At 69.4% G+C, this 15,546-nt stretch carries 10 protein-coding genes, 1 riboswitch and 1 other annotated feature (1 of these 12 running past the window's edge); of the genes, 8 read left to right on the forward strand and 2 right to left on the reverse strand.

Features of this window, described 5'->3' with window-relative positions; translation table 11 throughout:
- Nucleotides 1-54: a sequence feature (sul1 is cis-regulatory element that is thought to sense ions involved in sulfur or methionine metabolism; They are found in Alphaproteobacteria), on the reverse strand (it extends 2 nt beyond the left edge of the window).
- Between the two features lie 280 nt (nucleotides 55-334).
- Nucleotides 335-3,079, forward strand: coding sequence for a PAS domain-containing protein (locus tag MFF07_RS11700; RefSeq protein WP_238232003.1), 2,745 nt, complete (start codon nucleotides 335-337; stop codon nucleotides 3,077-3,079).
- A gap of 78 nt (nucleotides 3,080-3,157) precedes the next feature.
- Here MFF07_RS11700 and MFF07_RS11705 read toward each other — a convergent pair whose 3' ends face one another.
- Nucleotides 3,158-5,194 carry a TonB-dependent receptor gene (locus tag MFF07_RS11705; RefSeq protein WP_238232112.1) on the reverse strand — a complete coding sequence of 679 codons (2,037 nt, stop codon included), beginning with the start codon at nucleotides 5,192-5,194 and terminating at the stop codon, nucleotides 3,158-3,160.
- A gap of 225 nt (nucleotides 5,195-5,419) precedes the next feature.
- Nucleotides 5,420-5,621: riboswitch (cobalamin riboswitch) on the reverse strand.
- A gap of 121 nt (nucleotides 5,622-5,742) precedes the next feature.
- Entirely contained in the window at nucleotides 5,743-8,031 is a 2,289-nt protein-coding gene (locus tag MFF07_RS11710; RefSeq protein ID WP_147818353.1) for a TonB-dependent siderophore receptor, read from the reverse strand.
- Between the two features lie 517 nt (nucleotides 8,032-8,548).
- Between MFF07_RS11710 and msuE the strand changes: the two genes are divergently transcribed.
- The 7 genes from msuE to MFF07_RS11745 all read left to right on the forward strand — a co-directional run bounded on the left by msuE (nucleotide 8,549) and on the right by MFF07_RS11745 (nucleotide 15,216).
- Nucleotides 8,549-9,115, forward strand: coding sequence for an FMN reductase (gene msuE / locus MFF07_RS11715; RefSeq protein WP_238232114.1), 567 nt, complete (start codon nucleotides 8,549-8,551; stop codon nucleotides 9,113-9,115).
- A 13-nt stretch (nucleotides 9,116-9,128) separates the two neighbouring features.
- Nucleotides 9,129-10,094: an aliphatic sulfonate ABC transporter substrate-binding protein gene (locus tag MFF07_RS11720; protein WP_147818352.1), complete on the forward strand. Its 966-nt coding sequence runs from the start codon at nucleotides 9,129-9,131 to the stop codon at nucleotides 10,092-10,094.
- A 4-nt stretch (nucleotides 10,095-10,098) separates the two neighbouring features.
- The gene (locus tag MFF07_RS11725) at nucleotides 10,099-10,941 is read left to right on the forward strand and encodes an ABC transporter permease subunit (protein ID WP_238232005.1); all 843 of its coding nucleotides are present in this window, start codon (nucleotides 10,099-10,101) and stop codon (nucleotides 10,939-10,941) included.
- Between the two features lie 25 nt (nucleotides 10,942-10,966).
- Entirely contained in the window at nucleotides 10,967-11,767 is an 801-nt protein-coding gene (locus MFF07_RS11730; RefSeq protein ID WP_238232007.1) for an ATP-binding cassette domain-containing protein, read from the forward strand.
- A gap of 89 nt (nucleotides 11,768-11,856) precedes the next feature.
- Nucleotides 11,857-13,032 carry an FMNH2-dependent alkanesulfonate monooxygenase gene (gene ssuD, locus MFF07_RS11735; protein WP_147819059.1) on the forward strand — a complete coding sequence of 392 codons (1,176 nt, stop codon included), beginning with the start codon at nucleotides 11,857-11,859 and terminating at the stop codon, nucleotides 13,030-13,032.
- Nucleotides 13,033-13,179: 147 nt separating this feature from the next.
- Nucleotides 13,180-14,130, forward strand: a complete 951-nt coding sequence (locus MFF07_RS11740; protein ID WP_147819057.1) for a sulfonate ABC transporter substrate-binding protein — start codon at nucleotides 13,180-13,182, stop codon at nucleotides 14,128-14,130.
- A gap of 126 nt (nucleotides 14,131-14,256) precedes the next feature.
- Nucleotides 14,257-15,216, forward strand: coding sequence for an aliphatic sulfonate ABC transporter substrate-binding protein (locus MFF07_RS11745; protein WP_147819055.1), 960 nt, complete (start codon nucleotides 14,257-14,259; stop codon nucleotides 15,214-15,216).
- Nucleotides 15,217-15,546: the final 330 nt, after the last annotated feature.

Consider the following 15,546-nt stretch of genomic DNA (forward strand, 5'->3'; position numbering starts at 1 on the left):
TGATCCGGCGGATCGGCGGCCGGAAGAGCCACCCGGGCTTGCACCGGGTCCAGGCGAATGCGGACGGCTTACGGAGATTGCCGCCGCGGCGCAACACGAGGGCCGGTCAGGTCAGGTTCAGCCGGGCCGGTCTTAACCTCAGGTATCGACGGCCCCGATGCCGGGTCTCGGACACACCATCTCGGGATCCCCGGCGCTTCGGTCGCGGGGACGATCCGGCCGGATACGCCCGGCCCCGTGAGTGATCCTTGTCGGATCCGGCGTTTCGGCGCATCACCCGATCAAGGTTCGGCCTCCCGTCCGAATGCGATCGAAGCGGACTCAGGGACAATCTATGGTGCCAGCCGCGCTCAGCGCGTCGAACGAGGCCGAGCGCAGGGCTGCCCTGGCGCGCTACGCGGTTCTCGATACCGAGGCCGAGGCGGATTTCGACGACATCGTCTCGGCGGCCTCGGCCGCCTGCGGCATGCCGGTCTCGCTGATCTCGCTCATCGACGGCGACCGGCAATGGTTCAAGGCGCGAGTCGGCCTCGCGTCCACCGAGACGCCGGTCCGGTTCTCGATCTGCGCGCATGCGGCGAGCCAGGACGACGTCTTCGTGATCCCCGACACGACCCGGGATCCGCGCACCGCCGACAACCCGCTGGTGACCGGCGACCCGAAGATCCGGTTCTATGCCGGGATGCCGCTCGCGACGCCGGAGGGCGTGGCGCTCGGCGCGCTCTGCGTCATCGACACCAAGCCGAACGACCTGAGCGCGGCGCAGCGGCTGATCCTGCGCACGCTGGCGCGCCAGGTCATGACGACGCTGGAGTTGCGCCGGGCCCTGCGCGAGCGCCGGGAGAGCGACCGCCGCAACGCGGCCATCCTCGAGAGCGCCGTCGATTACGGCATCATCTCGATGGATTTGGAGGGGCTCGTCACGAGCTGGAACTCTGGCGCGGAGCGGATCCTCGGCTGGAGCGAGGCCGAGATGCTGGGGCGGCACGCCCACGTCTTCTTCACCGACCAGGACGAGCAGGACCGGATCGCCGAGAAGGAGATGGGCAGCGCCCTGCTGCACGGGCGCGGCAGCGACGAGCGCTGGCATCGCAAGAAGGACGGCAGCCTGTTCTGGGCCAACGGCGAGATGATGCCGCTGCGCGACGAGCAGGGCACGCCGGAGGGCTTCATCAAGATCCTGCGCGACCGCACCGAGCAGCGCCTTGCCGCCGGGCGCCAGCGCGCCGACGCCGAGTTCATGCGCAGCGTGCTCGCGGCCTCGGCCGACTGCATCAAGGTGCTCGATCTCGACACCCGCCTCACCTTCATGAGCGAGGGCGGCATGCGGGTGATGGAGGTCAGCGACTTCAACGCAATCAAGGGCTGTCCCTGGCCGGATTTCTGGCAGGGCCAGGGCAATGCGGACGCGCTCGCGGCCATCGCGACGGCACGGGCCGGCGGGACCGGGCATTTCCAGGGTTCGACCCCGACCATGGCCGGCAACCCGCGCTGGTGGGACGTGCAGGTCACGCCGATTCCGGACGAGGACGGCCGGCCGGAGAAGCTTCTGGTGGTCTCGCGCGACATCACCGTCCAGAAGGATGCCGAGCGCCAGATCAGCGCCAGCGAGGCGCGCTGGCGCGGCCTGTTCACCGGCATGCAGGAAGGCTTCCTCACGGCCGAGCTCATCCGCGACCCGGAGGGGCACGCGACGGATTTCCGGTTTCTTGCGGTCAACCCCGCCTTCACTGCCCAGTCGGGTCTCCCGGCCGGCATCGCCGGCAGCACGATACGCGAGGCGGTGCCCGATATCGCGCAAAGCCTGATCGATACCTATGCCCGCGTGGTCGACACCGGCGTACCGGAGCTGTTCGAGATCGACGTGCCGGCGCTGGGGCGCACCTTCGAGGTGCGGGCCTTCAAGGAAGGCGGCCAGCGCTTCGCGGCCCTGTTCCTCGAGATCAGCGAGCGCAAGCGCACCGAGCGCCGCCGGGCCGCGCTGATCGAACTCGGCGACCGCGTGCGCGACCTCGGCGACAAGGGCGAGATCGCCGCCATCGCCGCCGCGATCATGGGGCGCATGCTCGACCTCTCCCATGCCGGCTACGGGGCGGTCGACCACGAGGGCGAGACCATCCTGATCTCGCAATGCTGGAGCGCACCGGGGCTGACGAGCCTCGCCGGGCTGCACCAGTTCCGCGAATACGGCTCCTACATCGCCGACCTCAAGGCGGGCGAGACCGTGCTCATCGCCGACACCGCCCGCGATCCGCGCTCCGCCAGCCAGGTCGAGGGCCTCGAGGCGATCGACGTGCGGGCCCTCGTGAACCTGCCGGTGATGGAGCACGGCCGCTTCGTGGCGATGTTCTACATCCTGAAGCGGGTGCCGCACGACTGGACGCCGGATGAGGTCGGCTTCCTGCGCAACGTCGCCGACCGGACGCGGGCGGCGATCGCGCGGGTCGAGGCCGAGGAGCAGCAGCAGGTCCTCAACCTCGAACTCAGCCACCGCATGAAGAACATGCTCGCGATGGTGCAGTCGATCGCCACGCAGACCATGCGCAACGCCGCCGACCTCGACGTGGCCAAGAGCGTGCTCGCCGGACGCCTGATCGCGCTTGGCAAGTCGCACGACCTGCTGCTCGGCGGCTCGCTCGGCTCGACGCCCCTCGACACCCTCGCCGAGAGCGCCCTGGAGCCCCATCGCGACGGGCCGGACCGCTTCGTCGTCTCGGGGCCGGCGGTGAACGTCGGGGCCAAGGCGGCGATGTCGCTGGCGCTGATCCTGCACGAACTCGCCACCAACGCCGCGAAATACGGGGCGCTGTCGCGGGCCGCGGGCCGGGTGACGCTCGCCTGGACCCTCCGGGACACCGCGACCGGCCCGCAGGTCCACCTGCTCTGGAGCGAGACCGGCGGCCCGCCGGTGGTGGTGCCGACCCGCACAGGCTTCGGCACCCGCCTGATCGCGCGCGGCCTCGCCGGCGATTTTGGCGGCGCGGTGACCCTCGGCTACCCCGCCGAGGGCGTCGTCTGCGCCATCGTCGCGCCGCTCAAGGAGCTGCAGGCCGAGGACGTGCGGCCGCCGCGGGATTGAGCGCTCCCACTGGCTGCGACGGTGCCGCGGGCGTTTCCGTGAAGCACCGCGTCTCGACGGCCGACGGGGCCGCCGGTCTCAGAACCGTCCGGCCAGCGTCAGCCGCACGGCCGTCGGCTCGACCGGGTGGAAGTGCCGGTCGGCGACGCCCTCCGCCGCCTCGCCCGGCAGCCGCGACTCGTAGAAATACGTGATCTGGTCGGCCCGGGCGTTGGTCAGGTTGAGGACGTCCAGCGCCAGGCTCATGCCGTTGTCGAAATTGTAGCCGATGCGGCCGTTGAGGAGCGCGGTCGGCTTCGAGCGCACGGAATTGTCCTCGATCAGGGGGCGCGGGCCGAAATAGCGGAAGCGCATGGCGCCGAACCAGCCGAGTGGCTCGCCGAAGGTGACACCGGCCGAGGCGATGGTGGTGGGCGCCTCCGGGATGCGGCTGCCAGCGGGATCGAACTCGGTGAAGCGGGCATGGGTCACGGTGAGGTCGCCCTCCAGCGAGAGCCAGGAGGTCACGGCGTAGCGGTTGGTCCATTCGACGCCGTAGCGGCGGGTCGGGCGGCTCGGCTCGGTGGTGCCGCTGTCGCCCTGGAACAGGTTTTCCGAGGCGAAATCGAGCTGGAACAGCGTGACCGTCGTCACCAGCCCCGGCAGCGAGGCATTGCGGATGCCGATCTCGGAGCCGGTGGAGGGCACCAGGAAGGGCGAGCGCTGCAAGTTGAACAGGGGGCTCGACGGGTCGACCGTCGCGGTGACGCCGCGGGCGTCGTTCGAGTGGAAGCCGCCGCCGTAGTTCACGAACAGCTCGGTGTCGAACCAGGGTCCGAGCACCAGCCCGAGCTTCGGATTGACGATGCCGTCGCGCGCCTTGCCGGAATTGGCGGGCGTGTCGGAGACCACGTCGGCGTAGTAGCCGTCGGCGCGGAAGCCGATGCTGGTGCGCAGCCAGTCGGTCCATTTCACGCGATTGTCGAAGTAGAAGGCGCCGCTCGATTCGAAGATCCGGTCGTCGAGGATCCCGGAGCGAAACCGGCGGTTCGTGGTGTTGAACAGGCCGACGCGGATCGAGTCGGTGCGGGTCTGCACGCCGATCTCGTTCTCCATCGGCCGACCGAACAGGTCGCCCTGGAAGATGTGGGCCACCTCGCCGCCGCCGAGGATGCGCTGGTCGAGCTGGTGGAACTGGTCGCCGTTGGCCGGATCGTTGAGGAAATAGGTGAAGTCGTTGAACAGGTTCATCTGCTGGCGGATGACGTAGGCCGAAGCCCGCGTCACGCCGGTGTCGTCCGTCCCGCTCCAGCGGCCGGACAACGAAAAGCGCGAAGCATCGCCGCCGTCGGTGGGGTTCAGCGTGCCGAAGCGGCCGATCAGCCCCTCGGAGACGGCGCGGGCAGGGATCTGGTTGGTGGCGGTCCAGCGGCTGGCATAGGCCATGCCGGTGACGGAAAAGCCGTCGAGCTGAGTGCCCTGGCTGTAGCGGACGACGCCGTTCACCTTGCGCAACGCATCCGGCACCTCCCAGGGGCCGTCATAGACCTGGGCCTCGCCGGCCACGAGCAGGTGGCCTTCGCCCAAGGGCGCCGAGGCGATGGTGAGGGCGCGCTTGTAGCCGAAGCTGCCGATGGAGGTCAGCGCGAGGTTCTTCTCGACGGTGTCGAGGTAGTCGATGCGGACCGAGCCGGCGGAGGCGAAGTCGCCGTCGCGGGCGAAGTAGGGGCCCTTGTGGAATTCGACGCCGGCGACGAGTTCGGGGATCAGGAAATTGATGTCGGCATAGCCCTGGGCGTGGGCGTTGGTGCGCATGTTCACCGGCATGCCGTCGACATTGATGGCGATGTCGGTGCCGTGATCGAGGTTGAAGCCGCGGAGGAAGAACTGGTTGGCTTTGCCCTCGCCGGAATGCTGGGTGACGATGAGTCCGGGCACCGATTCCAGCACCTCGCCGGGCCGGGTGACCGGCCGGCTGTTCAGCGCCGCACCCGAGATGGTGTCGGCGCTGGCGGAATCGACGGTGCGCAGCGCGCCGCCGATCCCGGAGACGCCGCCGACATAGCCGGCGCTCGCGGCCGGGCCGCCGGACGAAGCGGGGACTGGGCCGGGCGCGCCTTCGCCGGCGACGGCGATCTCGTCGAGGCGGGCATCCTCGGCCGCGGCCGGCGCGGCGCAGGCCAGCAGGCCGAGGGCGGGCAGGACGAAACGCGCCGCGCGGGGCAGCGTTGGGACGGAACGGAAAACCGACAAGAGAACCTCGGGCGACGGCAGTGGCACGTCACCGCGAACAGGTCTCGCCACACGACGTCGGCCGCGTGCCTCGACACCCGCCGGAGCACCCCGCCCGACGCGTTTCGCGTGTGACCACGACTGACGGCAGGTCTCCTGGCTCACGGGTCGTCGCCGTCCATCCGTCTTCCCGGGTCGAGGAACCCAGTGACATCGGTGGTGGAAGGCTCGCCGCTTACAGTTGCGGGGGCAGCCGCGGCCTCGGGGTCCAAAGACCTCTCACCGCGTTCCCTTTTGATCCCCGAGGGGAACCGTCACGTCCGAGCTAGCGCTCTGGTTGCAACGCCGTCAACGCCGTGACGCGAATAGCCCAGCGCCGTCGCGTTTGCGCCACAGCAAGCACGACGTCATGCGGAGCGTAGCCCCGCCCATGCCGGGCGGGGCCGCTCGATTCACCACTTGTAGGCGAGGCTTCCCATCACGCGGCGGGCTTCGCCGTAGAAGCAGTTGCTCGTGTCCGTGCAGGAGGTCACGAAGCGGCGGTCGCCGAGATTGGCGGCCGTGATCGCCGCGCGCCAGCGGTCCCAGGTGTAATGCACCGTCGCATCGAACAGTACGTATTCCGGCACCGTCAGCGTGTTCAGGCCGTCGGCGAAGGACCGGCCGATGTAGCGCACGCCGCCGCCGAGACCGAAGCCGCGGAACTCGCCCACGGGGATCGTGTAATCCAGGAAAGCCGAGGCGAAGGTCTCCGGCGTGCCGATCGGCGTCAGGCCGAGGAGCGCCGTCTGCTGGCTCTTGATGTATTCCAGGTCGTAGTGGGTCACGGCCGCGACGACGTTCAGGCCGTCGAAGAGGTTGGCGACGAACTGCGCCTCGATGCCGCGCGAGCGGACGCTGCCCTGCTGCGTGGTGCTGCTGCCGTTGGCGAAGGCCGAGGGGATCGGCGGGTTGTCGCGGACGAGGTCGAACGCCGCCACCGTCAGGAAGTAGCCCGCGCCGATCGGCTGGAACTTCACGCCGACCTCGACCTGCTCGCCCCGGTCCGGCACTAGCGCGGTGTTCGTGATCGAGTCCCGGCCGATCTGCGGCTGGAACGAGGTCGAGTAGGCGACGTAGGGCGCCAGACCGAAATCGAAGTTGTAGATGAGCGCGATGCGCCCGGTGAGGGCCTGGTCGTCCCGGCTCGTGCTCGGGTCGCCGAAACGGCTGAACTTCACCTTCACGTCGCTCGTCGCGAAGTCCTGGCGCAGGCCGCCGACGAGGCTCAGGTTGTTGGTGAGCTTGATCTGGTCCTGGGCGTAGAGACCGAGCTGCGTGAAGCGCGGCACGTCGACGAGATTGACCGGCGCCCGGTCCTGCGCCGGACCGAAGGTCGGAGCGAGGAGATTGAGCGACGGCCCTGGAAACAGAACCTGCTGGTTGTCGTACAGGGTGTAGTTCTTGTAGTCGACGCCGAAGATCAGGTCGTGCTGAAACAGCCCGTCCGTGAAGCGCGCCTCGGCCTGGTTGTCGACCTGGAACAGGCTGACCTTGTCGGTGAAGCCGAACTGGTAGCGCCCGAGCTGCGTCTGTGCGGCATCGGTGTAGCCGAGCTGGCCGACATAGGAGTTCTGGTAGCCGTCGCTGAACGAGTAGCGGAGGTTCTGCCGCACGGTCCAGGTCTCGTCGACGGCGTGCTCGAACTCGTAGCCGGCGAAGAGCTGCTCGCGCTGGAAGTTGTTGAAGGTCGGATCGCCGACGTTCAGCGAGCGGTCGATGCGCAAGCCGCTCGCGTTCGGACGCACGGTGCCGGAATAGGGCAGGAAGTTCGAGGTCACCGCGCTCGAGTCGCGCTGATAGCTCGTCAGCAGGGTGAACGAGGTCGCGCCGTCCGGCTTATACGTGATCGCCGGGGCGATGTAGTAGCGGTCGGAATCGGCACCGTCGACCTGGGTTCCACCGGTCCGGCCGATGCCGGTGAGCCGATAGAACCAGTGTCCGGAATCGTCGGCGGGGCCGCCGAAGTCGAAGGCGCCGTAGACTTGGCCGAACGAGCCTCCGCCAACCTCGACGTAACCGAACGGCACCGTCGTCGGCCGCTTGGTGACCTGGTTGACGAGACCGCCCGGATTGCCGGCGCCGAACAGCACTGCGGACGGCCCGCGCAGCACCTCGATGCGCTCCAGGCCGAAGATCTCGGTCTTGAGGGTGCCGAAGCCGTAATTGAGAAGCTGCAGGCCGTCCTTGTAGATGCCGTAGTCGCTCGCCCGGAAGCCGCGCAGGTTGAAGAAGTCGACGCGCTCGTCCACGCCGGTGACGCCGGAATAGATGCCGGCCGTGTACTGGGTCGCCTGGGTCAGCGTCGTCGCGCCCTGCGCCTGGATCTGCTCGCGGCCGATCACCGAGATCGATTGGGGGGTCTCGATCAGCGGCGTGTCGGTCTTGGTGGCGGTGGCCGAGCGGGTCGCGACGTAGCCGTCGATCGGCCCCTTCGGATCCTCGCGCGGAATCCGGCCGTCGGCGCCGGGCCGGCTCACGGTGCCGGCGGTGCGGCCGACGCCGCTGCTGTCGACCGGCCTCACGCCGTTGGCCTGACCTTCGACCGCGATCTCGTCGAGCCGGGCCGTACTGCCCGAGGCCGTCTGGGCGCTGGCCGCTGTGATCGCCGCGGTGCTCACCCCGGCCAGCAACAGGACGAGCCCCGCCACCTTGCGGCGGCGCACCGGACCGGCGGTGGAGATGACAGAATTCGTACGCATGAGAGCCCCCATCGAAGGGCGCAAACGCCCCCGTTCGGACGCGCGCCACAGCACGTCCGCCGCTTGTTTAGAATGATGATAAGATGCTGATTTGCTTCAGCTTTTGTCGGATCGACGTTAATCCTGAGGTAATGCTTCGGCAACGCCCGTGCACGTTGAATTCTGGATACGTGATGGTTCTGCAACAGACCCGGCGGCGTGCCCGCCCCCGGAGGGAAGGGCGAGAAAATTCTCCCCCGGGCCGCCTCGGCGGAAAAGTCTTCGCTGAGAGCCAGCCTATAACGCAAGATCAATTCATTGACCGCGCAAGTCTTGCGGCAATACTATCGCGTGAATTGAGCGGTCGTCCGGAACGAACAACGCTCTCTCTGCTTTCTCGAAAACGCGATGTCGTGCCGCCGATCGTGGATATGTCGTGACGACATCCCCGATCGGCGCGCCGGCGGAGCGTCCGCCCCTCCACATGCAGGTCGTGCCCGATGACGTCTCCTTCCTTTGCTCCCGCAGGAGCCCGCTGATGGCCGTCCGCATCGTCGCCTTCTCCGGCAACACCCATCGCCCCTCGCGCACCCGCACCCTGGTCGAGGCCGTCGCCGCCGAGGTCGCGCGCCTGCGCAACGTCGATCTCAAGATCTTCGACCTCGTCGATGCCGGTACCGGCATCGCGGTGGCGAGCCGCGACGCCCTGCCGTTGCCGGCCGCGCGCATCGTCGAGGCGATCGAGGGGGCCGACGCGCTCATCGTCGGCTCGCCGGTCTACAAGGGCGCCTATAGCGGATTGTTCAAGCACCTCATCGACTTCGTCCATCCCGACGCGCTGGTCGGCAAGCCCGTGGTGCTCGCCGCCACCGGCGGCGGGCCGCGCCACGCGCTGGTCGTCGAGCATGCCCTGCGGCCGCTCTTCGGCTTCTTCTCGGCCCAGACCGTGCCGACCTCCGTCTATGCCGGCGATACCGAGATCGTGGACGGCCGCGTCGCCGACGACCTCGTGCTGGAGCGCGTCGCCCGAGCCGCGGCCGAACTCGACGTGCTGCTCGATCTCGACCTCCGGCAGAGCGATCGGCGGATCGCCGCCGCGCGCTGAGGTCTCACGCTGCATGATCACCCGACGTCTCGCCCTCGCAGGAGTGCTCGCGACCGCCTTGTCCGTCCCGTCGCGCCCTGCGCGGGCGGGGGAGGGCGGGTTGCTGCACGTCGGCTACCAGAAGAACGGGATCCTGGCGGTGGCCAAGGAGCAGGGCGCGATCGAGACGCGGTTGCGGTCGCTCGGCGTCGGCGTGACCTGGGTCGAGTTCTCCTACGGGCCGCCGCTGCTGGAGGCGCTAAGCCTCGGCAGCATCGATTTCGGGCAGGTCGGCGACGCCCCGCCGATCTTCGCGCAGGCCGCGAAGGCCGATCTCGTCTATGCGGCGGCCCAGCCGAACGGCGGCTCGGGCTCGGCGATCCTGCTGCCGAAAGGCTCAAAAATTCAGACGCTTGCGGACCTCAGGGGCAAGCGCGTCGCCTTCGCCAAGGGTTCGAGCGCTCACAACCTGACCATCGCCGCGCTGGAAAAGGCCGGTCTCGGCTACGGCGACATCGTACCGGTGACGCTGGCCCCGGCCGATGCGGCCGCCGCCTTCGCCCGCGGCGCGGTCGATGCCTGGACGGTCTGGGATCCGTACTTCGCCATCGCCGAGACGGGGGAGGGGGTGCGCATCCTGGCGCAGGCCTCCGAGATCACGCCGACCAACAACTTCTTCCTGGCGAACCGCACGGCGATCGAGGCCAGTCCCGAGCGCTTCACCGCCGCGATCGAAGCCCTCGGCGGCGTCGCTTCGTGGTGCGAGGCGAACCGTGCCGAGGTCGCCAGAAGCCTGTCGCGCATCACCGGCGTGCCGCTGCCGGCGACCGAGCGCACCGTCGCGCGCATCAAGTACGTGATCGCGCCGATGGATGCAGCACTCACCGCCGAGCAGCAGCGCATCGCCGACCGCTTTCACGGCCTGAAAATCATTCCGCGGGCGATCCGCGTCGCCGACATCGTCTGGACGCCGCCGGGCGTCCCGCGCAGCAACGGGTAGCCGCATGGCCGATTCCGCCCTTCCCGCCCTCGCCCGCAGCGCCGCCGCCCGGCCCGCGCGCCCGGCCGCCCGCACGCCGTCCTGGCTGAACCCGAGCCGGCTGATCCCCTGGCTCGTCCCGGCGGCGATCATCCTGGGCTGGCAGGTGGCGGGCTCCACCGGCCTCGTCTCGACCCGGTTCATGCCAGCACCCCTCGACGTCCTCCGTGCCGGGTGGCAGGCGGCGCAGACCGGCGAGCTCTGGGTCAACCTCTGGGTCAGTTTCTTGCGCGCGCTCGCCGGGTTCGTGGTCGGAGGCGGCATCGGGCTGGCGTTCGGTCTGGCCAACGGGCTCTCGAAGCTCTCCGAGCAACTCACCGACACGACACTGCAGATGGTGCGCAACGTGCCCCACCTGTCGCTGATCCCGCTGGTGATCCTCTGGTTCGGCATCGACGAAGGCGCGAAGCTGTTCCTCGTCGCGCTCGGCGTATTCTTCCCGATCTACGCCAACACGCTTCACGGCATCCGCTCGGTCGATCCGCAGCTCATCGAGATGGGCCGGGTCTACGGCATGAACCGCCGCGAGCTCTTCTGGCGCGTGGTTCTGCCCGGCGCGCTGCCCTCGATCTTCGTCGGCCTGCGCTACGGGCTCGGCATCATGTGGCTGACGCTGATCGTCGCCGAGACGATCTCGGCCAATTCCGGGCTCGGCTACATGGCGATGCAGGCCCGCGAGTTCATGCTCGTCGACGTCGTGGTGCTGGCGATCCTGATCTACGCAGCTCTCGGCAAGGTCGCCGACAGCCTGACCCGGCTCTTCGAGCGCACCTGCCTCGCCTGGAACCCGGCCTACCGCAACGGCTGAACCGCTCCTCCAACCTGAAGCCACCATGACCGCGAGCCCCGCCCTGAGCTTCGAGACCGCCACCGAGACCGCCCGCACGGCGCGCCGTCCGGCCACCGGCCACGCGCTCTCCGTCACCCTGCGGCGCCTGACCAAGGCGTTCGACGGCGGCGAGCCGGTGATCCGCGGGCTCGACCTGCACATCCCAGCCGGCCAGTTCGTCGCCATCGTCGGCCGCTCCGGCTGCGGCAAGAGCACCGTGCTGCGGCTGATCCTCGGCCTCGAGGAGCCGACCTCCGGCCTCGTCTCGCTGAACGGCAGCGACACGCGCGCCTCGAAACGCATCATGTTCCAGGAGCCGCGGCTGCTACCCTGGGCGCGGGTCGTCGACAACGTCGCGGTCGGGCTCGGCCGCGAGGGCAGCCGGGCCGAGCGGCGCGAGCGCGCCCGCGCGGCGCTGGAAGAGGTCGGGCTCACGGCCAAGGCCGACGAGTGGCCCGCGACCCTCTCGGGCGGCCAGCGCCAGCGTGTGGCCCTCGCCCGCGCTCTCGTCAGCCGGCCGGCGCTGCTGGCCCTCGACGAGCCCCTTGGGGCGCTGGACGCCCTCACCCGCATCGACATGCAGGCGATGATCGAGCGCATCCGCATCGAACAGGGTTTTACCGCGATCCTGGTGACCCACGACGTCGGCGAGGCCGTGGCGCTCGCCGACCGCATCCTGGTGATCGAGGACGGCGCGGTGGCGCTCGACGTCGACGTGGACGCCCCCCGTCCGCGCCGGCGCGGCGACCCCGACCTCGCGGCACTCGAAGGCCGCATCCTCGATCAGCTTCTCGCGCGCACTTGAGTTGGGTCGCACTGTCTGACGACGAACCGGAATCCACTTCGTCTGACAGGGCTCCAAGCGCGCCGCTCCCAAAAATCTCGGAGACACCGATGACCGCAAGCACCGACGGAAAGACCGACGTCCTCTGGTTCCTGCCGACCCATGGCGACGGCCGCTATCTCGGCGCCTCGGAAGGCGCCCGCGACGTCTCCCTCGACTACCTCCGGCAGATCGCACAGGCCTCGGACGATCTCGGCTATTACGGCGTGCTGCTGCCAACCGGCCGCTCCTGCGAGGATTCCTGGGTGATCGCCTCGGCGCTCGCCCCGCTGACCAAGCGCCTGCGCTTCCTCGTCGCCGTGCGCCCCGGCCTGCAGGAGCCGTCCGTCGCCGCGCGTATGGCCGCGACGCTGGACCGGATCTCGGACGGCCGGCTGCTCATCAACGTCGTCACCGGCGGCGACCCGGTCGAGCTCAAGGGCGACGGCGTGTTTCTCGCCCATGACGAGCGCTACGCGGTGACCGACGAGTTCCTGACAATCTGGCGGGGCCTGATGGCCGGCGAGACGGTCAGCTACGAGGGCAAGCACCTCAAATGCGAAAACGGCCGCGTGATCTTCCGGCCTGTGCAGGATCCGTATCCGCCGCTGTATTTCGGCGGCTCGTCCCCCGCCGGCATCGAGGTCGCGGCCGACCATTGCGAGGTCTACCTGACCTGGGGCGAGCCCCCGGCCGGCGTGGCGGAGAAGATCGCCAAGGCCCGCGAGGCCGCAGAGCGCCGCGGCAAGACATTCTCGTACGGGATCCGGCTGCACGTCATCGTGCGCGAGACCGAGAGCGAGGCCTGGGCGGAGGCCGAAAAGCTGATCTCGCGGCTCGACGACGCCACCATCGCCAAGGCGCAGGAGACGCTGAAGCGCCAGGATTCCGTCGGCCAGAGCCGGATGATGGCGCTGCACGGCGGCGACAAGAGCAAGCTCGTCGTCTCGCCGAACCTCTGGGCCGGCGTCGGCCTCGTCCGGGGCGGCGCGGGCACGGCTTTGGTCGGCTCGGCGACCCAAGTCGCCGACCGGATGAAGGAGTACATCGATCTCGGCATCGACCGCTTCATCCTCTCCGGCTACCCGCACCTCGAAGAGGCCTACCGCTTCGCCGAACTGGTGTTTCCGAAGCTGCCGCTGCGCACCACGACCGGAGCGCCGCGCTCGGGCGCGCCGAACAACGGCCCGTTCGGTGAGGTCATCGCCAACGACATCGTCCCGACGCGCCGCATCAGCGCGCACTGACCACCTCCGTCATTGCGAGGCGAAGCCGAAGCAATCCAGGGCCTACGCACTGACGTCGGCGTGTGCGGCCCTGGATGGCTTCGCTGCGCTCGCCAGGACGGCGAGACGACCGAAACCGACTTCACTCTCCTCACGTCGAGACCGCCCATGCCAGCTCTCGCCAAGATCCAGGCGCTCGCGCTTTCCGCGCTCGTCCTCGCGGCCCTCCTGCTCGTCCCGGCGCGGGCCGACGAAAAGACGATCCGCATCGGCTACCAGAAATACGGCACGCTGGTGCTGCTGAAGGGCCGGGCCAGCCTGGAGCCGAAGTTGAAGGCGCTCGGCTACGGCGTGACGTGGTCCGAGTTCCCCTCCGGCCCGCCGCTGCTGGAAGCGCTCAATGCCGGCGCGATCGATTTCGGCACGGCCGGCGAGACGCCGCCGATCTTCGCCCAGGCCGCGAGCGACGTGCTCACCTACGTCGCCCACGAGCCTGCCGCACCGCGCGGCGAGGCGATCCTGGTGCCGAAAGGGAGCCCGCTGCAGACGGTCGCCGACCTGCGCGGAAAGAAGGTCGCGCTGAACAAGGGCTCGAACGTGCACTACCTGCTCGTGCGCGCCCTGGAGAAGGCCGGGCTGTCGCTCAAGGACATCACGCCGACCTATGTCGCCCCGGCCGACGCACGCGCCGCCTTCGAGCGCGGGGCGGTGGACGCCTGGGTGATCTGGGACCCCTATCTCGCCGCCGCCGAAGTCTCGACCAGCGCCCGCACGCTCAGCGACGGCACCGGCCTCGTACCGAACCACCAGTTCTACCTCGCCTCGCGCGACTTCGCCGCCAAGAACGGCCCTGCGCTGGACGCCGTGATCGCGGCGATCGGCGAGGTCGACGCCTGGGCCAAGGACAATACGGATGCGGTCGCCCGCGAACTCGCCCCCTCCGTCGGCATTCCGGCCCCGATCCTGGCGGTAGCGCTCAAGCGCCAGAGCTACGGCATCCGTCCCCTCGACGAGCCGGTGATCGCCGAGCAGCAGCGCATCGCCGACACCTTCCACGGCCTCGGCCTCGTGCCGAAGGCGCCCAACATTTCCGAGGCCGTACGCAAGCCCGGCAGTTGATACCGTCGACAGGACGTCGATCCTTCGACGGTCTGTCGACGGCAAGCGCGAACGCGCGCCGCCGCCGATGCGGCGGACGCCTTCGACCGGTCACGGTCGAAGGTCACTTGCACAACAGAGACCCTCATGAACCGCCGTCACCTCGGCCGCCTCGCGGCTCTGTCGCTCGCGCTCCTCGCCACCACCGCGCCGCTGCGCGCGGAGGAGGGCGGGGTGCTGCGCATCGGCTACCAGCGCTCCTCGACGCTGGTCGCGCTGCTGCGGCAAGACGAAGGGCTGGAGAAGGCGCTGGCACCGCTCAAGGTCACGGTATCCTGGCACGAATTCACCAGCGGCCTGCCGATCATGGAGGCGCTGAACGTCGGCCAGATCGACGTCTCGGCGGACGTCGCCGACACCGTGCCGGTCTTCGCGCAGGCGGCGGGCGCAAAAATCACCTACGTCGCGCAGGAGGCGGCATCGCCCACCGCCCAGGCGATCGTCGTGGCGAAGGACTCGCCGCTGAAAAGCGTCGCCGACCTCAAGGGCCGCAAGGTCGCGGTGACCAAGGGCGCCGGCAGCCACTACCTGCTGCTCGCCGCGCTCGCCGCCGAGGGCCTGACCTTCAAGAGCATCACGCCGGCCTATCTCACCCCTGCCGACGGCCGCAGCGCGCTGGCCGGCGGCAGCGTCGACGCCTGGGTCGCCTGGGATCCGTTCCTGTCGGCGGCGCAGGATCAAGCCGGCGCGCGCATCCTCAAGGACGGCACCGGCCTCTCGCTCTACAAGCGCTACTACCTCGCCGCCGACGCCACCGTGACGAGGCAGCCCGCCGCGCTCGGCGTACTCTTCGCCAAGCTCCGCGAGACCGGCGACTGGGTCAAGGCCCATCCGGACGAGGCCGCGACCCGGCTCGCCACCCTCTGGAAGATCGAGCCAGCCGTGATCCGGCAGGCCAACGAACGCCGCAGCTACAAGGTCGAGCCGATCACCCGCGACGGACTCTCCGAGCAGCAGAAGATTGCCGACGCGTTTCGCGCCGAGGGCCTGCTCCCCCGCGCCGTCGACACCACGACGGCCCCGATCTGGGAACCGCCGGTGCGCTGACGGGCGTCGCTGGAAGGAACCGTTCGGGGCAGAGACGTCCGGCCCGGACAGGGCGCACCCTCCCATGTGGCGCGGACGCGTAGCCGGGCAGGCGCGCGGACAGGTCGGCGTGACGCTTCCGCCGAACGTCGGCCGTCACTTCGAGCGCATGACGGCACGCCCCGCCGTCCAACGCGTCCGCGAGATCCGGGGCGAAGCATGATGGCTTCGTCGGAGCGATCCCGATCGACGCGCTCCGCGGCAGAACCTCCGCACTCGGCTGCCCTGCCGATCCGCGCTTCCGAACGAACCAGGCCTGTCCTTTCGATCGCTCCGCGCGGTTCGCATGCC

Source organism: Methylobacterium thuringiense (assembly GCF_022179645.1).
In the GTDB taxonomy this organism is placed as follows: domain Bacteria; phylum Pseudomonadota; class Alphaproteobacteria; order Rhizobiales; family Beijerinckiaceae; genus Methylobacterium; species Methylobacterium thuringiense.